This window comes from Mycoplasmopsis adleri, assembly GCF_045276205.1.
In the GTDB taxonomy this organism is placed as follows: domain Bacteria; phylum Bacillota_I; class Bacilli_A; order Mycoplasmatales; family Metamycoplasmataceae; genus Mycoplasmopsis; species Mycoplasmopsis adleri.
The window spans coordinates 873,356-892,773 of sequence record NZ_CP174162.1 but is presented as its reverse complement, the minus strand read 5'-3'; the positions used below and the strand labels follow the sequence as shown (position 1 = coordinate 892,773).

16 protein-coding genes and 1 pseudogene are annotated in these 19,418 nt (G+C 28.7%); 8 read left to right on the top strand and 9 right to left on the bottom strand.

Translation table 4 applies throughout. The features are described from left to right. Positions 1-3: 3 nt before the first annotated feature. The 5 genes from infB to ACJA22_RS03730 all read right to left on the bottom strand — a co-directional run bounded on the left by infB (position 4) and on the right by ACJA22_RS03730 (position 5,392). Positions 4-1,809, bottom strand: coding sequence for a translation initiation factor IF-2 (gene infB / locus ACJA22_RS03750; protein WP_406616925.1), 1,806 nt, complete (start codon positions 1,807-1,809; stop codon positions 4-6). Next, positions 1,788-2,084 (bottom strand): YlxR family protein, encoded by a 297-nt coding sequence (locus ACJA22_RS03745; protein ID WP_406616924.1) that lies wholly within the window; start codon positions 2,082-2,084, stop codon positions 1,788-1,790. Before ACJA22_RS03745 ends, infB begins: the two co-directional genes overlap by 22 nt. Then, complete coding sequence (locus ACJA22_RS03740) at positions 2,065-3,741, bottom strand: NusA N-terminal domain-containing protein (RefSeq protein ID WP_406616923.1); 1,677 nt, start codon at positions 3,739-3,741, stop codon at positions 2,065-2,067. The genes ACJA22_RS03745 and ACJA22_RS03740 overlap by 20 nt, the downstream gene beginning before the upstream one ends. Before the next feature lie 15 nt (positions 3,742-3,756). Continuing rightward, a complete protein-coding gene (locus ACJA22_RS03735; RefSeq protein ID WP_406616922.1) occupies positions 3,757-4,188 on the bottom strand; it encodes a ribosome assembly cofactor RimP in 432 nt (143 codons plus the stop codon). Positions 4,189-4,297: 109 nt separating this feature from the next. Next, a complete protein-coding gene (locus tag ACJA22_RS03730) occupies positions 4,298-5,392 on the bottom strand; it encodes a zinc-binding dehydrogenase (RefSeq protein ID WP_406616921.1) in 1,095 nt (364 codons plus the stop codon). Positions 5,393-5,625: 233 nt separating this feature from the next. Between ACJA22_RS03730 and ACJA22_RS03725 the strand changes: the two genes are divergently transcribed. Together ACJA22_RS03725 and rpmB are read left to right on the top strand one after the other, a co-directional pair. Then, positions 5,626-6,801 carry an IS30 family transposase gene (locus tag ACJA22_RS03725; RefSeq protein ID WP_406616729.1) on the top strand — a complete coding sequence of 392 codons (1,176 nt, stop codon included), beginning with the start codon at positions 5,626-5,628 and terminating at the stop codon, positions 6,799-6,801. A gap of 647 nt (positions 6,802-7,448) precedes the next feature. Continuing rightward, positions 7,449-7,655 (top strand): 50S ribosomal protein L28, encoded by a 207-nt coding sequence (rpmB, locus tag ACJA22_RS03720; protein ID WP_406616920.1) that lies wholly within the window; start codon positions 7,449-7,451, stop codon positions 7,653-7,655. Positions 7,656-7,704: 49 nt separating this feature from the next. On the opposite strand, the gene ACJA22_RS03715 is transcribed toward rpmB, so the two are convergent. After that, positions 7,705-7,989, bottom strand: coding sequence for a hypothetical protein (locus ACJA22_RS03715; RefSeq protein ID WP_406616919.1), 285 nt, complete (start codon positions 7,987-7,989; stop codon positions 7,705-7,707). A gap of 242 nt (positions 7,990-8,231) precedes the next feature. Between ACJA22_RS03715 and ACJA22_RS03710 the strand changes: the two genes are divergently transcribed. Next, complete coding sequence (locus ACJA22_RS03710; RefSeq protein WP_406616918.1) at positions 8,232-10,733, top strand: valine--tRNA ligase; 2,502 nt, start codon at positions 8,232-8,234, stop codon at positions 10,731-10,733. After that, the gene (locus tag ACJA22_RS03705; RefSeq protein ID WP_406616917.1) at positions 10,724-11,578 is read left to right on the top strand and encodes a bifunctional 5,10-methylenetetrahydrofolate dehydrogenase/5,10-methenyltetrahydrofolate cyclohydrolase; all 855 of its coding nucleotides are present in this window, start codon (positions 10,724-10,726) and stop codon (positions 11,576-11,578) included. Before ACJA22_RS03710 ends, ACJA22_RS03705 begins: the two co-directional genes overlap by 10 nt. Positions 11,579-11,706: 128 nt before the next feature. Here the strand turns inward: ACJA22_RS03705 and ACJA22_RS03700 are convergent. Further along, positions 11,707-12,450, bottom strand: a pseudogene (locus ACJA22_RS03700) (DALR anticodon-binding domain-containing protein); the annotation flags it as partial. A 48-nt stretch (positions 12,451-12,498) separates the two neighbouring features. Further along, entirely contained in the window at positions 12,499-14,151 is a 1,653-nt protein-coding gene (locus ACJA22_RS03695) for an IS1634 family transposase (protein WP_406616916.1), read from the bottom strand. A gap of 56 nt (positions 14,152-14,207) precedes the next feature. Between ACJA22_RS03695 and ACJA22_RS03690 the strand changes: the two genes are divergently transcribed. After that, positions 14,208-14,786, top strand: coding sequence for a hypothetical protein (locus ACJA22_RS03690; protein WP_406617573.1), 579 nt, complete (start codon positions 14,208-14,210; stop codon positions 14,784-14,786). A gap of 129 nt (positions 14,787-14,915) precedes the next feature. Here the strand turns inward: ACJA22_RS03690 and argS are convergent, their stop codons facing one another. Further along, a complete protein-coding gene (gene argS, locus ACJA22_RS03685; RefSeq protein WP_406616915.1) occupies positions 14,916-16,535 on the bottom strand; it encodes an arginine--tRNA ligase in 1,620 nt (539 codons plus the stop codon). A gap of 525 nt (positions 16,536-17,060) precedes the next feature. On the opposite strand from argS, the gene ACJA22_RS03680 reads away from it, so the two are divergent. From ACJA22_RS03680 to ACJA22_RS03670, 3 genes are read left to right on the top strand one after another with little or no spacing between them, the layout of a single operon-like run. After that, complete coding sequence (locus ACJA22_RS03680) at positions 17,061-17,333, top strand: HPr family phosphocarrier protein (protein ID WP_406616914.1); 273 nt, start codon at positions 17,061-17,063, stop codon at positions 17,331-17,333. A gap of 19 nt (positions 17,334-17,352) precedes the next feature. Continuing rightward, entirely contained in the window at positions 17,353-18,312 is a 960-nt protein-coding gene (locus ACJA22_RS03675) for an ABC transporter permease subunit (RefSeq protein WP_406616913.1), read from the top strand. Continuing rightward, positions 18,305-19,414: an ABC transporter permease subunit gene (locus ACJA22_RS03670; RefSeq protein WP_406616912.1), complete on the top strand. Its 1,110-nt coding sequence runs from the start codon at positions 18,305-18,307 to the stop codon at positions 19,412-19,414. The genes ACJA22_RS03675 and ACJA22_RS03670 overlap by 8 nt, the downstream gene beginning before the upstream one ends. Positions 19,415-19,418: the final 4 nt, after the last annotated feature.

Below are 19,418 nucleotides of genomic sequence, written 5' to 3'. Positions count from 1 at the left end.
AAATTAAGCTGTTACAGGCACATCTTCAAAGAATTCAAGCGTATCATCTTTTTTAATATCATTGAATTTTTTAATGTGTGTACCGAAGTCTTTACCTTTTTCAACTTCTTTAGCATCATTCATTTCTCTTTTAAGAGTTTCAAGAACGCCTTCGTGAATCATTTTTCTATTTCTAAAGATTTTAACTTTACAATTTGCTTTTACAACACCGTCATCTACCAAACAACCGGCAATTGTGCCAACTTTTGAATAAAAGAATGTTTTGATAACATGGGCTGATCCAATTTTCTTTTCTTCATAAACAACTGGTTTTTCGCCATCAAGCATTTTTTGTAAGTCTTCAGTAATTTTGTAAATTACTTCATAGTTAAGGATTTTAACACCTAATTCTTTAGCAGTTTGCTTAATATTTGGTGAAACTTTAATATTGAAGGCAATAATAATCGCATTTGAAGCTTGAGCAAGTAATAAGTCATTACTTACAACTTGACCAGCTTGAGCAGCTATAACTCTAATAGCAGCTTCTTCATTTTCCATTGTTGAAACAGTATTTTTAATAGCTTCTGCTGTACCTTGTACATCAGAACGAATGATAACGTTGAACACTTTTTTACCATCTTCGATAGCAATTTGTTGAGTTCTTTCGTATAAATCATTGCTTTTATCAATTTGAGCTTTTTGGTTTGCTAATTTTTTAGCATATTTTTCATCTTCGAAACCGATGAATTTATCTCCAGCAAGCGGTGAATTATTTAAACCTGAAATAATAACAGGTGTACCAGGACCAGCTTGTTCAATATTATTTCCTAAAGTATCTTTTAAAGTTCTAACTTTACCTGAACATGCGCCAGCCACAATGTAATCTGATTTACATAATGTACCATTTTCAACAATCACTGTTGAAACATTACCAATACCTTTATCAATTTTGCTTTCGATAACAGTACCTAAAGGGTATCTGTCTGGATTAGCTTTTAAATCAAGAATATCAGCTAATAATAAAATAGCATCAAATAATTTTTCAATTCCTTGACCTGTAACCGCAGAACCGTAAACGATTTGAGCATCGCCACCATATTCTTCAATTACAACATTAGCTTCAAGTAATTCTCTTTTAATTCTGTCCAAGTCTTTTTGTTGTTTATCCATTTTGTTAACGAAAACAATAATTGGAACGTTAGCAGCTTTAGCATGGTTAATAGCTTCAATTGTTTGAGGCATAACACCATCATCAGCAGCTACAACAAGCACAATAATATCAGTTACTTTTGCTCCACGAGCTCTCATTTCACTGAAAGCTTTATGACCAGGGGTATCGATAAAAGTAATTTTATTATTGTTATAAGTGATTTGATATGCACCAGTATGTTGGGTAATGCCTGAGCTTTCGGTTTCAGCAACTTTTGTTTTTCTGATGTAATCAATTAATGAAGTTTTACCATGATCGACATGCCCCATAACAGTAATAATAGGAGGTCTTTTAATTAATGCCTTTGGGTCGTCATGGAAAACGACTTCATTAAGGAAGTTACCAGCATCAATGTTATTTTCTTTTTTGAAATCTAAACCTTTTTCTAAACAAATTTCAGCAATTTCTTCTTCTTCAAGAATGTGGTTAATTGTGTAATATTTGCCTTTCATGAAAAAGTTTTTAATGATTTCATTTGGATTTGCTTTAATTTTTTCAGCAAATTCACCAAGAGGTAACCTATTTGTAAAAATGAATGTACCATCTACAATTTCAGTTTTAATATCTGAAAGTTGCCTCTTAACTTCGTCAGTATTACTTACTCTATTTCTTTTAGACATTTTGCCTCCTTTAATTCTTTTTCTATTGTTTCATAGACTTTTTGGTCAATTTGAGTTCTGAATACTTTATTCAAAATTCTACGTTTAAGAATGAGTTTTCAATTTTCTAAAGTAGGTATGAAATAAGCACCACGACCCTTGAGATTTCTTTTTAAGTCTAGTCTAACTAAGCTCTCTCTTTTATTATAATCAAATCTTATTAATTCATCTTCAGGTTTTAATAAACCTGTAGCAATGCATTTTCTTGAAAAATTTTTATTTTGCGTCTCAGTCATCTTCATCTTGGAATTCTCCAAAATCGATATCATCAGTTAAACCGAATGAGCTTAATTCGTCATCAACTTTGAAGTCTTTTAAAGATGCTTTTGCTTTTTGATAATCTTCAATATCAAGTTTTTGATTTTCATCATGTTTATTATCATCTTCACTGTAGAAGTCATCTTCATCATCGTCTGAGTATTCATCATCTCAGTTTTCATCATCACCAGCATGTTTCATTAATAATTCATCAAAATCATCACCAGCTGATTGGTTTGAACCAAATAAACCTTGTTCATGTTCTTCATATCATCTAACATCTTCATCAAAACCAGCAAGATTTAATTTAACATTATCAACAAGTTTTGTCATAGGTTTAGGATTATGTAATGTGTTTGAATTTCTTTTATTTGTTTTTAAACTATTGTATCTGTTTGCATTATCTCTAGCACTTGATCTAATCAAATCAATTCTGCTTTTATCGTAAGCAAGTTGCATTTCATCAGCTTTATCAGTTGTAATTACATTTAAATATGTATTAGCAAGTTTAGATGCTAAAGTTGAGTTTGAACCTCTTTTACCGATAGCAAGTGATAAGTCTTCTTTTAGAACAATTACATAATATTTGTCTTTGAATAAAACAACATCAACCACTGAAGCGGGCGACATAGCTCTTTTAATTAATTCAACTTTGTCGTTTGGATCTTGAGGGGCAATAATAAAGTCAAGTTTTTCGAAATCGTCTTTTTCATAGTTGTTTTCTTTATTTAATTCTTCTAAAATTGGACGAATTCTTGCTGAATCTGTTCCTAATAATGCGCCATAAACTTCATCATCATTTAAAATACCAGCACTTTTAGCTAATACTTTAGTTCTTTCGCCAGGAATTCTTTCAGTTTGTAAAAGTTCAATTTGACCATTAGCTACTTCAGGTATATTGTTTCTAATGATGTTTTCAACAATTTTAGGTGAATCTAATGAAACGGTAATTTGACTTAATTTTGATTCTTGATCAACATGTTCAATGATTACTGTATGTGTTGAACCGGGGTTAATATGTCTTTTAGCACTGATTAATTGACTAGGTAAGAATGCAGGGATACCTTCACCAACAATTTGTACATTTCAAGATCCATTACCATTACGTGATGAAAAGACAACTTGAATTGGTTCACCAACTTTACTTGAGAATTTTTCATAAATCATATTCTTTTGTAATTGTTTAATTGATTGTTTAATTGACGAGTCAATTGCTTTTAAAGTTTGTATTGTTTTAGGATCTTTTGATTTTGTCATAACTGATAAATCAATTTCAGCTTTAATAGTGTCACCAGCATGAGCATGTTTTGGATCAATTTTTTTAGCTTCACTTTCAGAAATAAAAATTAATTTATGTACTGGATCTACTTCAAATAACTCTTTAAATTCCTCATCACTTACAATAGAAGTATTGTTATTAAATAATTTGATTTCTTCATTTGGTTCATCTAATTCAAAAACAATTTCAGTATCAGGGTCGATATTCTTTTGAATTAATCTTGATACTTCATCTTGAAAAATTGTTAATAATTTATCAAGAGGATATTTTTCTTTTTCATTTAAACCTTTGATAATTAAATATCATTTTTTAGTATCAGAAACTTGTGCTTCTTTTTCAATCTTTTTCTTTTTCATAGTAGTCTCCTTAAATTAAAAATCTATATGTAATGAAACTTTGCTAATAGCATCTAAAGGAATTTCAATATCTCTAAATTGTCCTTTGCAGTTTCATTTAATTTTTATGCTAGTTTCATTTGCTTCAAGCAACTTACCGATATAAAAATCTTGTTTGTTAACACTCTTTTTAAGTTTGATGTCGATTGTTTCACCAATATGATTTGCTAATTCATCAATAGCGTAATTAGTATCAAAGCCAGGTGAATGTATCACAACGCAATCAAAATTAATGTCTTTTTCAAATTGGTCTATATATTCGTTAATCGCTAAATTTAAACAGTCTAAATTTTCCGTATCCGTTTGTTTTATAGTGATATCTAGATTAATTAAGCCATCTTCATTGATGAGCTTTGCATCCATAATATCATCTTTAAATTTTTCAAGTAAAGATTTTCTTCAGTCCATTTTTCTCCTTATTTAAATAATAAAGAGTTGGATTGCTCCAACTCGTGTTATATTGATTATAATACGATGTACTTATTTTATCATATTTAGGCTATTCATAGTCAAAAAATTAATCGAATGTAATAGCTACTTTTAATACACCATCTGCATGACTTTCAAATAAGTCATATGCTTTAAGAATATCATCAAATTTAAATCTATGTGTAACTAGTTTTGAAACGTCAATTCTCTTATCTAAAATAAGTTGCATTAAACGACGCATTCTTTCAGAACCACCAGGACATAATGATGTTCTAATAGTATGATCACCTAATCCAGCTGCAAAGTTATCCATAGGAATTGTTATATCATGTGAGTAAACACCGATTGATGAAAGTGTACCACCAGGACGTAATGCTTTAAGCGCAGTTTGGAATGTTGAGTTAAGACCTAAACATTCAACTGAACCATCACACATACGACCATTTGTAATCTTGTTAATTGCGTCAAGAACATTTTCTTTCATGTAATTAATTGTGTGTGTTGCACCAAATTCTTTAGACATCTTAAGTCTATCTTCGTTGCTATCTACTGTAATAATAGTTGAAGCACCAAGTAATTTAGCACCGATAGTTGCACATAAACCAATAGGACCTTGTGCTACTAAAAGAACTGTATCACCTAAAACGATGTTTGCGTTTTCAGAACCTTTAATACCAGTTGATAAGATATCTGGACATAAAATAACTTGTTCATCTGTTAATTGTCTTGGGATTTTAGCTACGTTAGTCATTGCATTTCTAACTAAAACATATTCAGCTTGACAACCATCTTCGATGTTACCAAATTTTCATCCAGCTGTAGCTTTGTAACCATATACTCCACCTTCACCATCTTGTGAACCTTGTCCGTATTGGCAAGCAGCTGTGTATCCTGAAGGAGTAATAGCACCAGCTAAAACTCTTTCGCCTAATGTAAAACCTGTTACACAGTCACCATAAGCTGCAACTGTACCAACAGCTTCGTGACCAATTGTTAAGTTTGGTTTAACAGGATATTCACCTTTTTTAATGTGAATGTCTGTTCCACAAATTGTGGTTGTTGTTACTTTGATTAATAAGTCATTTGGACCTACTTTTGGAACTGGTTTAGTTACAATTTCGATCTTTTCTTTTTCTTTGAAAACTAATGCTTTCATTTTTGCAGGTAATTTAATTGATTTCATATTTTTCCCCTTAAAATAATTCGTTGCTTAAATATTATATTTTTATATTTTTAATACCGACCTAATTTAGCAAGATAAACGGAAAAAATGCATTATTTTCATGAAAAAGTTTGTAAAATTTTTTAATTTTTATTCATTCCAGAAATAAAAGTCCCAACATTTGAAAATGTCGGGATTTTTCTGTCCTTTTGGTAAAATAAAAATGATAAAAAGAAAGGACAACATAATTATATATGAAAAACGATAAAAAAATTTTCTGTACTTTGGTTAGAAGTAAAAATGTGCATAACAAAATTCAAACTTCACAAATTCATTTCGCTGTTGATAAGAATTACTCTGAAATTTTAAGCCGCTCGAAAAACTACTCGACACACAAAAACCATATCGGTTTTGCAGAAGTGTTTCAGATAATATATGGATTACTAAATTTTCAATCTTTAAAAGAAATATCTCAAAATATTGAAATATCGACTAAAGCGATTAAAAGGTTTTTATTTAAATATTCAAAAGGAATATATTTAGGCAAAGGCGATAGAAAAACCTGTGATTGTTGTGATGCTAAAATTAAAAAAGTTCGTTATTTAAATCTTGATGAATTTATGATAAATGTTGCTAATTTTGATAAAAGTAAAAGAATAGCATATTCAAAAAAGAAAATAGAACAATATCAAGATTTTAGAAATTTTTGAACAGAGCTTTTTGATGATTATACCCAAAATAGAAATAATAAAGATTTAGCAAAAAGAACGCCTAAGCTAAGCGCTAACGAAATATTAAGAAGATTTGAAGAAAAGTATCCAAACAGCTATAAACCTTCAAAATCTATGGTATATAATTTGATATCACAAAGAGTCTTTAAAGACCTTGAAATAGGCATTTTGGTCAATTTATCCACCAAAGGAATTAAACAAAAACGACCCCCAAAAAGAGACAGTCGAAAGCTTAAAAAGATTGGAGTTAGCATTGATCAACGCAGCACAGAAATCAATGAAAGACTTAGAGATAATGATTATGAATTAGATACTGTTATTGGTTCAAAAACTGATCAATGTTGTTTCGTAACGCTAATTAATAGAAAGACTAGACGCTTCTATTTTCATATGGTACGGCGGACTAGCACTGGTGTTAGAGATGGGCTGATATACCTAATGCAAAAATATAACTTGACAATAGATTCGCTAACCATAGATAATGGTAGTGAAAATGCGAAACTAGATGAAGTGCCAGGTATTAAGCAAATATATAAATGTCACCCATATTGTTCGGGAGAAAAAGGCTCTATCGAAAACTGCCACAGGTTATTAAGACGGTATTTTAAAAAAGGCAAGTCTATAGACCCTTACTACGGTCAAGATTTGACTCCTGTTATGGATTTTATAAATAATTACAAGAGAAGCATTCGCTTCTAATCCAAACTTTTTATGTGCTAAAAAGTTTGACAAAAAGGCACTTACTTTTTTGGAAAAAAGTAAGCAAAAAACTCAAGTTTTTTACAAAACTTGGTATTTTCGTTTAAATTTTTTTAGGATTTTAAAGCTTTTCTTGGTAATAATTTATAATTTTTGTAACATTTTTGATTTTACGCAAAATTAGGACTTTTAAAATTGGAATTTATAAATTTTTTAATTTTTAAAAAAGATATATAATAATATCGATAATTGAAAAAGAATTATCATTTACGTATGCGAGGAATAGCAAATTAAGTTTTGCTATTTTCTCTTTTATTTAGTTAAGAAAACTATTTATATTGATCTAATTTATTTTCTGTTTTGAGAACTAAATTAATTTAGCTAAGCATAACAAATTTAATCATTTTAAATTAACAAGCTTTTGAACAGAAAACTAACTAGTTTAATCTAATTTATAAAACATCCTTTTGCTAATCAATCTATAAAATAGACTGATTAAGATAAAGGCATAAAATAAAAAGCAGTTTAAGACTGCTAAAATGTATGCTCAGGCGACACAAAAATATTTATATTTTTTTAATTAAGTAAAAGGCAATTATAATGTATAATTAAAACAAATTTACATTAGTCAAGAAAGGAGCGCAACCATGTCAAGAAGAGATCAATTAAGTGGCAAAGGACCAATGGTAGGTAACATTCGTTCTCACGCTTTAAACGCAACAAAAAGAAAGTTTAATGTTAACTTACAAAAAATTACAATTGTAAATAGCGATGGTAGACCTACAACATTAAGAGTAAGTGCTAAGACAATTAAGACTTTAAAACACAAAGGTATTTTAGCAAGCGCTCAATAATAAAACAAATAATAATGATTCTTCCTAATTGGAAGAATTTTTTTATTAATTAATAATTTTTAACGATTATAAAAACAGCAAGAATAATTAAAACCACAATCAAAACAAAAAGTGAAAGCACAATAATTAAAGAAGTTATCATCTTCTTACGATTAGCTAAATATTTTTTACGATCTGCTTCGGTAATATCAGTTTCAGAATCTTTAAGAAGTTCCTTTCGTTCAGCTGGAGTCAAATTTTTAATTTCTTCAGCAGTTAAAAATTTAATTTCTTGGATATCTTCTAATTTAGTTACACTTTGTGTATCTTCTTGTTGGAATGTGAATTTTTTCATACAAATTATTTTACCTTATTAATTTTAATAATTCATAATTTTGTAGCAAAAAAGCATATGGGTTATGAACTCGCAAAAATTAATAATTTAAGCTAAAAACAATGATTTTTCACACTTTAAATGCACTTTTTATAAAAAAATGGCACTTTAATGAATTTGCTAGAATGAAAAATTAGCCGCTTTATGATATAATTTATATATTAAATAATATATATAAATATTAGTGTAAATGAAGGTATTTTATGAGACAAATTGACAAATTATATAACCCAAAATCATTCGAATCAGCAATCTCACAGAAGTGAATTGATAACAAGGTTTTTAGTAAGCATGATGAAACTAAAAGACCATTTACCATCCTATTACCTCCTCCAAATGTAACTGGGATACTTCATATTGGTCATGCTCTAGACGAATATATCCAGGACACAATCATAAGATATAAGAAACTAGAAGGCTATGATGTATTTTGAATAGCAGGTATGGATCATGCTGGAATTGCTACACAAAGCAAAGTTGAAAGAATATTATATGAACAAGAAAAATTGACTAAATATGATTTAGGTCGCGAAAAATTCCTTCAAAAAATCTGAGACTGAAAAGATGATTATGCTAATCGTTTTCAAAATCAATGGAAAGCTTTAGGATTAGCTTTAGACTTAGAAAGACAACGTTTTACATTAGATCAAAAATCAAATGATGCTGTTAATAAGGCTTTTATAGAACTTTATAACCGTGGCTTAATTTACAAAGGCGAAAAAGCTATTAACTGAGACCCAATTCTTAAAACAGCTTTAAGTAATATTGAAGTTATTAATGAGCCTACTGAACAAATAATGTATTACATTAAGTATCCAATTAAAAATTCTAATGAGTTTTTAACAGTTGCAACCGTTAGAACTGAAACGATGCTTAGTGATGTTGCCGTAGTTTATAATCCTAGTGATAAAAGATATAAACATTTAAAAGATGCTGTAATTATTCACCCATTAACTAAAGAAGAAATTCCTTTAATTGCTGATGAATATGTAGATAAAAAGTTTGGTTCTGGTTTAATGAAACTTTCAGCTCATGCTGAAGTTGATATTGATATTATTAAAAAACATGGCTTACAAATCAGAGAAACAATTGATAGAGATGGCAAAATTAATTGTGAAAATAGCATCTTCCACGGAATGACTCGTGTAGAAGCTAGAGAAGCAATTGGCAAGTATTTAGAAGAAAATAACTTGCTAGTTAAAAAAGAGAAAACAACTTCAAATGTGGGTTATTCGGAAAGAACTAAGGCTCCAGTTGAAACATTAGTTATGCCGCAATGATTTGTTAAAATGGATAAATTTAGCAAAGATGTTTTAAAACATCTAGCCTCTAAAGATGGAGTTAAATTTACACCTGCTAGATTTGCTAATGTAATTAAAAGATGAATGGAAAATGTTCATGATTGAACTATCAGCCGTCAATTATGATGAGGTCATAGAATACCAGCTTGATATAAAGGCGATGAAACTAAAGTTCAAGTTGAGTGTCCAGGCGAAGGTTGAGTTCAAGATCCTGATGTACTTGATACTTGATTTAGTAGTGCTCTAGCTACGTTTTCATTTTTAGGTTGACCTGGCGATGATACATTGCTTAAAAGATATTATCCAACCGATTTATTAGTAACGGGTTATGACATTATCTTCTTCTGAGTTGCTCGTATGTATTTCTTTGGGTTAGAATTCATGAACGAAAAACCATTTAAAGAAGTTGTGCCCCATGGATTAGTTAGAGATGAACAAAATCGTAAGATGTCTAAGTCGCTTAACAACGGTGTTGATCCAATGAAAGTGATTGATGAATATGGTTCAGATGCTTTAAGATATTTCCTAGTAACAAATACAACTCCTGGTATGGACCTTCGTTATTCAACCAAAAAAGTTAAAAGTGCTTGAGCTTTATGCAATAAACTTTGAAACATTACAAGATATATGCAAGGTCTCGAAGATGATGGCAATGATAAATGAACTAGTGCCGATTTATGAATCAATAATCATTTAGCACAATTGCAAAACAAAATTAAAAAAGCAATGTCTAAATATGAATTTACAACTATTGGTGTTGAATTAAGCAACTTTATTTATAATGAATTTTCTTCATGATATGTAGAGCTACTTAGAATTATGCCAAGTAAAAAAGCAGCTCTAGAAAACTTAAAATCATTATTATTAATTGCTCATCCATTCTTGCCGATGATAACTGATTATTTATTCAATTTAACCTATGGAACAGAGCTTTTGGACGAATTAGCCCCGGAACTAAAAGTTAAAAAATCAGCTAGTGTTCAAAATACTGAAAACATTATTAAGATTGTAAAAATCTTGCGTAAGTATCGTGAAGATCACAACATTAGCAAGAAAGAAACGCTTTATTATGATTTAAATATTAAGCAAAGCCCAGAATTAATTAATTCAATTAAATTATTAGCAAAAGCAGAAATAGAACCAAATAGTGATGCTCTTTTCACAGATGGAACTTTAAAGATTTATATCAAAGAAAGCAATGAGCAAAAAGCTAAATATAGAAAAGAAATTGAAGAAAAAATAGCTCAAATTCAATTTGAAATAAATCGAGCTTCAAGCATGCTTTCAAATAAAAACTTTATCGATAAAGCACCAAAAGAAAAAGTTCAATTAGAAAAAGATAAACTTGAAAGTTATAAAAAACAACTTAAAGAGTATGAAAGTGAGGTAGCAAAATGATCTTAGATGGAAATGTAATAGCCAAAGAAAGAACTGAAGAACTTAAACAAGAGTTCTCAGAAATTTCAAAAATTATTGGTAGAAAACCAGTCTTATCAATTATCCAAGTAGGTGATAATCCTGCTTCAACTTTATACATTAAAAATAAAATGAAAAAAGCTGCAGAATTAGGTGTTGAAGTCAAACTTTACCATTACGAAGACAACATTAGCCAAAACAGCTTACTAAAAAAATTAGACGATATTAATGAAAACTCAGATGGAATTGTTATTCAACTTCCACTTCCAGAACATATTTCTCCAAAAGTTATTATGAATGGAATTAGATTACAAAAAGATATTGATGGATTATGTGAAAAAAGTATTTTTAACTTTTACAATGATAAAACAGAGGAATTATATTTTATCCCAGCAACTGCCGCTGCTATTCTAGATATAATTCATTATTACAATATTGATGTAAAAGACAAAAAAGTTTCTGTAATTGGTCGTTCATATTTAGTTGGAAAACCTACAGCATTCTTACTTAAAAAAGAAGGTGGAATTGTTTCAACTTATAACCGTAATACAGGTATTAAAGGAATCGAAAACGCTGACATTTTAATCTCAGCAGCCGGCGAACCTAACTTAGTTACTCCAAATAATATTAAAAGAGGTGTCTATTTAATTGATGCTGGAATTACACTAGTTAAAAAAGAAGACAGATTAGTTTTTGTTGGAGATTCTAACTTAGAAGGTCACTATGAATTAACAGCAGGTTATACACCTGTACCTGGTGGAGTTGGTCCATTAACAGTTATATGATTATTCAAGAACCTTGCTAAAGCAATCAGAAAAGAATATCAAATTTAATTAAATTATTAACACTTTAAAGGTGTTAATTTTTTTCGCAATATTTGCCTAATTAGACTATTAAATAGCCTAGTAAGCAAATTAAGGGCACAAAAAAGATAGGCATTTAAGCCTATCAAGTTTTATTATTACATTTTGTGTGGAGTTGAAACTTCTAAAAGTTTAAGACCATTTTCTAAGGTGATATTAACTGCTTTTACAAGAGCTAACATGCTTTCTTCATTTTCATTTCCAATAAGTTTTGGACTATTAGAATATCATGAGTTAAATTCTTTAGCTAACTTAATTAAGTATTGAGTAAGTAAGTGAGTTAAGTATTTTTCCGCTGATTTTTCAATAATTTCAGGGAATTCGAGCAAGGTTGAAATTAACTTTCCATCTCTTTCTTCGTCAATTACTGTAGCTTTAATTTTGTTTGAATTTAATTGTGATTTTTTAAGTAATGAATATGCTCTAGCATTAGCATATTGAACTAAAATAACTGGGTTATCGTTAGTTTTACTTGTAGCAACATCAATATCAAAGTCTAATTTTGAGTTGTAGGTTCTATCTAAAAGAATAAATCTAGCAGAATCTTTACCAACTAATTTAACAAAGTTTCTTAAGTAGAAACTTGTACCACGTCTTTTAGACATCTTAAATTCTTCACCGTTTTTAATTAATCTTACAAGTTGCATGCATAACACGATTAAGTTATCTGAATTTAAACCTAAATCTTGCATAGCACATTTCATTCTCTTGATATAACCAGAGTGATCAGCACCTCAAACATTCATAATAACTGGGTCTTTACCTGTTCTAGCATATTTAATTCTGTGGTAAGCAATATCTGGTGCAAAGTATGTTAATGTGCCCCAGTTTCCAACTTTTACAATGTAATTTTTAACAACTCATCTGTTTGATGAGCTGTTTTTAATAATTTAAAATTTTAATTCATTTAAAATTCTTAAATATGTTTGATAATCTTGAATTGCTTGATTATTGTTGTCGTTAATAATATATTCTTCACTTTCAATTTTTCCGTCAATAATCTTGCATGTTTTGATTGTTTCTTTTATTACATCTTGTAATTTTTTGATTGTGATTTTTTCATCTACAACACCGAGTTCTTTCAAACCTTTGTTTAAATAATTAATAACAAAATTTAATAAAACAAGAGATAAGAAGCAAAGTACGAAATGACCTTCAATATGCTTTTCACTTCATACATAAATAGGTCTTACAGCTAAAGCACTTTTTAAAGCTCTAAAGTTTGATTCTATTTGTCATTGTTTTGAATATAAATTCACAATTTCTTCAGGTGATAAATCAAATCTAGAGGTTTCATAAGCATAATATCCGTCAAACTTTTCATCTTCGATAATTTTGTCATAGTTAAGTTTGTAATAACCTTTACCACCAACTTTTTCGAAGAATTTAAACTTCTTTTGACCGAACATTACTTGATCATGAACTAGTCCGTCTTTATCTTGTCTTTTAATAAAATTATCGATTAAAATTTGTCTATCATTTTTATCTTTTAATGCTCTTTTTTTACTATATGTTACTACCAATCTTCTCTTGTGTCCGTTTGCTCTTCTATTCTTTCAAAACGAATAAAAAGTAGTTTCTTTATATTTAAAATTATTGTCTCCAAAATAGCCGGATTCATCTATTGCAAAGGTCTTTCGGTCATTTGAAGCCGCTTTTAATCTATAAGATAAAATGTAATCAATATCGTTATCTTCTAAGAATCTTATGTTTCTATTTGTACTCATTCCTCTATCAGCAATGAGTGTTACTTTGTTTAATTCATATTGTGATTTTATATCCAAAATAAAATTAATAAATGTTGATGCATCAGCAGTGTTCCCTTTGAATAATTTATAGTGAATTGGAATGCCGTTTTCATCTGTTGCTAAACCTAAAACAATTTGATCTTCTTTGAATTTTCCATCTTTAGAATAACCTGGATATCTCAATCCTTCTCTTACAAAACTTTCAAAATATACCGTTGAAGAGTCGTATCAAATAATATCTATTTTTCTATTTTTATCTTTGATCAATGTATCGTTAACACTCTTTAAAATGTTATTTTTATTTTCAGCTAAATAGTCTAAAGTATTATAAAATGTCGTCTTTTCAACTTCTAAATTTATATTGAATTTGTCTTTATTTTTAAAGGATGAAAGCATGCTACCCGGATTTACAATTCTATTTGAAATCATATATTTTAATAAATCATTTAAATACTTGGATTTTGATACTTTAGCATCTTTAAAAGGATTTAATTTTTCTAAGAAACTGTATAACAAATCATATCCATAATTGAACTGTTTTGTTTCAATTTTAACCTTGCTTATATCTAACTCTAATTGTCTAATTATCATATTTCTATCTCAATCAGTATTGTAGTTTTGAGATAGTTTTTTAATTTTTTCTACTGGATCAGAACAATATTTTTCTCATTTTTCAACTGTACCGATACCGATAGATTTCTTATAACCTTTGCCAAATCCTCCTGAAAGTGCTAAAGATAAGTAAGTAGAGTTCTTATTTTTTCTTGAAATTAATAGTCATTTGTCTTTTTTCATATCTTTATTATACCACAAATTACAATGTAATTATGTAAAAAAATAACTTTTTTTATTTATATATAAATAACACTGAAAAAAGTAATAAAAAAGAGCTCCAACTTGGAAACTCAGGAAAAGATATTGATGGATTATGTGAAAAAAGTATTTTTAACTTTTACAATGATAAAACAGAGGAATTATATTTTATCCCAGCAACTGCCGCTGCTATTCTAGATATAATTCATTATTACAATATTGATGTAAAAGACAAAAAAGTTTCTGTAATTGGTCGTTCATATTTAGTTGGAAAACCTACAGCATTCTTACTTAAAAAAGAAGGTGGAATTGTTTCAACTTATAACCGTAATACAGGTATTAAAGGAATCGAAAACGCTGACATTTTAATCTCAGCAGCCGGCGAACCTAACTTAGTTACTCCAAATAATATTAAAAGAGGTGTCTATTTAATTGATGCTGGAATTACACTAGTTAAAAAAGAAGACAGATCAGTTTTTGTTGGAGATTCTAACTTAGAAGGTCACTATGAATTAACAGCAGGTTATACACCTGTACCTGGTGGAGTTGGTCCATTAACAGTTATATGATTATTCAAGAACCTTGCTAAAGCAATCAGAAAAGAATATCAAATTTAATTAAATTATTAACACTTTAAAGGTGTTAATTTTTTTCGCAATATTTGCCTAATTAGACTATTAAATAGCCTAGTAAGCAAATTAAGGGCACAAAAAAAGATAGGCATTTAAGCCTATCAAGTTTTATTATTACATTTTGTGTGGAGTTGAAACTTCTAAAAGTTTAAGACCATTTTCTAAGGTGATATTAACTGCTTTTACAAGAGCTAACATGCTTTCTTCATTTTCATTTCCAATAAGTTTTGGACTATTAGAATATCATGAGTTAAATTCTTTAGCTAACTTAATTAAGTATTGAGTAAGTAAGTGAGTTAAGTATTTTTCCGCTGATTTTTCAATAATTTCAGGGAATTCGAGCAAGGTTGAAATTAACTTTCCATCTCTTTCTTCGTCAATTACTGTAGCTTTAATTTTGTTTGAATTTAATTGTGATTTTTTAAGTAATGAATATGCTCTAGCATTAGCATATTGAACTAAAATAACTGGGTTATCGTTAGTTTTACTTGTAGCAACATCAATATCAAAGTCTAATTTTGAGTTGTAGGTTCTATCTAAAAGAATAAATCTAGCAGAATCTTTACCAACTAATTTAACAAAGTTTCTTAAGTAGAAACTTGTACCACGTCTTTTAGACATCTTAAATTCTTCACCGTTTTTAATTAATCTTACAAGTTGCATGCATAACACGATTAAGTTATCTGAATTTAAACCTAAATCTTGCATAGCACATTTCATTCTCTTGATATAACCAGAGTGATCAGCACCTCAAACATTCATAATAACTGGGTCTTTACCTGTTCTAGCATATTTAATTCTGTGGTAAGCAATATCTGGTGCAAAGTATGTTAATGTGCCATCACTTTTAATAAGCACACGGTCTTTGTCATCACCATGAACAGTAGTTTTTAATCAAGTAGCACCATCTTTTTCGTATGTATTACCTAATTGTTTAATTGCTTCATTAATTTTTTCACGGTTGTTGTCATATAATGATTTTTCACTAAAGAAGATATCAAATCATACACCAAACTTTTTACAGTCTTTTTTAACTTGTTCCATAAATAAGTCGACTGCTTCATTTTTGAAGGTTTCTAAAACTTTACCTTTTAAAGCCACACCTTTAAATTTATCGCCATATTTTTTCTTAAATTCTTTAGCACATCAGATGATATCTGTTCCTTTGTAAGCTTCTTCAGGCATAGGGAATGATTTATCAAATAATTGTTGGTATCTAGCAAATACACTATTAGCTAGCATGTTAATTTGGTTACCAGCATCATTGATGTAGTATTCACGAGTTACTTTAACTCCAGAAAATTCTACAATGTTAGCAACTGTACTACCAATAGCTGCATTTCTAGCGTGACCAACGTGTAAGTATCCAGTAGGGTTAGCTGAAACGAACTCAATATTTAAATCACCCTTTTTATTTCCACGTCCATAATCCTTGCCTTTTTTAACGATTTCATTAATAGCATCAACTAATGATGCGTTTGCAATGTTAAAGTTAATAAAACCTGGACCAGCAATTTCGATTGATTGAAGGTTAAAAGCTTTTTTGTCGATCATCCCTACAATTTTCTTAGCTAATTCAAGTGGATTCATGCCTTTGTTACCCATCGCCATATTGGTTGTAAGGTCAGCATGTCCTTTAGGTTCAATTAATAAAACCTCCTTTTCTAAACCTAATTGTTTTCCAATTGATTGTAAGGTTTTTAATAATTTTTCTTTTAATTCTAATTTATCCATAATGTATAAATTATACCTTATATTGAATTTTTAATATCTAATATTAATGTGCTAGGGCAGATTTTTTAAAAAACTAGTTTAAAACAATATTTGAGACTGATTAATTAGATAAATTTTTAAGCAAGAAGCAACGCAAAAATTATGTGAAAATTTGAGAATGTTAATCCAAGAAAGCCAAATAAAAACCCGCAACAAAATTTTATTATTTAACTGTTTTATAGGCAATTAAAGAAAATTCAAAATTTTAAATTTGCTAGTTTAATTATTAAACATCTTCACCATAATTCAAACTTTTCCCGGCCCATAAATCAATAAAAACCTAGCTCTCCTAAATTTTTAAATCATGCAAAAATTTCAGCACAACTTAAGCAACTTGGATAAGTTAAATAACTAATAATTATCCTAAGCCCCGCAAATCCAATTTTTAAGACTAAAATGCGTTCTTTTAAATAAAGCTAGTGAACATTTTGGTATAATTAACATAACTAATTATTATTAGTATTTAGATTATTATAGGAGAACAATATGAAAGAACTAACAATCACCATTGCTGATCCAATCGGACTTCACGCTCGTCCTGCTAGTTTTGTTGCTAACGAAGCTTCAAAATACAAAAGCGAAATCTTACTTACTCACAACAAAACAGGTAGAGTAGGTAACTTAAAATCAATTATGAACATTCTTACATTAGGAATTAAAAAGAATGATATCGTAACCATTAAATTTATTGGAGAAGATGAAGAAGCGGCTTGCGATGGTGTTTTAAAAGCACTTAAAGCAAATAACATTATTGACTAATTCCGTAGAAAGTTAATTGATGAACTTTTTCAAATATTTATTCAAAAAAGTATTATTAGTATTATTAGGTTTGTTTCTCATTACATCATTGTCATATGTTGTAATTTTTCCTTTTATTAATAACGCATCATTAATTAATCAACCTATAATGAACCAATATTTTAAGTTTCTTGGTTCTATTTTTCATTCATTTGGGCAGGTTTATCATAGTAGCAGTTTTTCTAATGCTAGTGAATACTTTTTCTACTATTATAAATGGAGCCTATTATTTGAAGGTTTAACTTTCTTTTTCTCAATTATCATTGGATTTTTAATAGGAATTTTCCTAGCTTATAAAAATAAAAAACTTTCTGAAGTTATTGTTAACTTCATAATTTTCTTATTAGCAGCTATTCCAACATTTATTTTAGCGCCACTAATTTTGATCCTTGCTGAAGCAATTGATTTACCAGTTAATTTTATTCTTCCAAGCAATGCTAACTTTGGTTTTACTTTATTATCATCGCTTTTACCAGTTGCTTTATTATCAATTAGTGCAATTTCATATTATGCTATTATCATTAAGAATGCAACATTAAAAATTCTAAAACAAGAATATATAACTGTACTTAAAACAAGCGGTCAAAGTTCCACAAGTATCTTTTTTAAAGGTGTATTCAAAAATTTAATAGCAGCTACAATTAACCAAGTTCTATCAATGATTATCATCATTATTAGTTTCAGTTTAATTCTTGAAAGAATTTTTCAAATTCCAGGACAAAGTTTAATCTTAACTACAGCTTTTGAAAATGGTGAAATTAATGTTTTAATGTGTTTAATCTTTTACAAAGCACTTTTATTATTTACACTAGGCTTAATTTTTGAAGTAACTAGTGACATTTTACAAGTTGATAATGGTTTAAATCTTTATTACACAATTAATTTTGGTAATGTTTTTAAAAAACATGCCTTGTTAGAAAAGGGGGTTCAAAATGAATAATTCCCCTATCAAACAAATGAATTTGCCAAAAAATGATTTCCTTTTTGCGTCTCAAAAAAGACTAAATGCTAACTTTGCTGGTTATCATTCAAGCTGATCATTATTTTGAAAAAGATTCTTTTCAAACAAAATTAATTATCTATGACTAGCTTTATTTCTCGGATTTATGCTTTATTTAATATTAGCATCAACAATTTATAAATATTCGCCAACAAAACCAGTTTTAGATAGTGAAATTGCAATTAATTTGCCTAATTATTATGATGCAAATGTTGAAAGAACCTTTAATCCAGATAGCCCATTTTTAAAATTAATTTTAGAAACGAATAAAAAGTTTTCTAACTTAAAAATTGTTTCAAATTATAAACAAATTGGTGATGTCTTTTTAGTTGATTATAACCCATATCAACTTATTTATGCACTTAGCGGGCAAAAATACATTTTATTATTTGGCACTAATTATCAAAAAATTGATCGTTTTAGTTTCTTTAATCATGCTATGGGAATAAGTGTTCTTATTACTTTAATTGCTATAAGTATTCAATTATTTTTAGGTTCATTATTAGGTTCAATCCTTGGATTTTATTCAAATAAAACCAGCAGTAAAATGAGTTTCCATCTCATTAATATTATTAATGTTCTTCCATTTTTAATTATCAGTATCTTGCTTTTTAAAATAATCAATTATTCATTTTGGAATGCTATATGAATTTTAGGTTTATTTGGCTCAATTGGCTTCTTTTATACCTCATATGCTAATACAATTAATATTAAAAATGCTGAATTTATAACAGCTTACAAAGTTTTAGGTATGTCTAATAAGCAAATTATTTGAAAAATAATTATGCTAGAAAATTGTTGAATGAACCTTTCACTAATTGCTGATAATTTAGCACTAGATTTACTTGTTTTAGCATCATTAGCATTTTTCAATGTAAAAGGTATTACTAGCTCACTAAATATTGGTAATGTTTTTCAAGATTTAATTAATGATTTATCAAATGTTTCATATCTTTTATACGTTATTATTTTGACTAGTTTATATGTACTCTTATCTAAATTCTTAAGTTTAGCTTTATATCAAGCTTATCTTGTAAAGTAAGGAG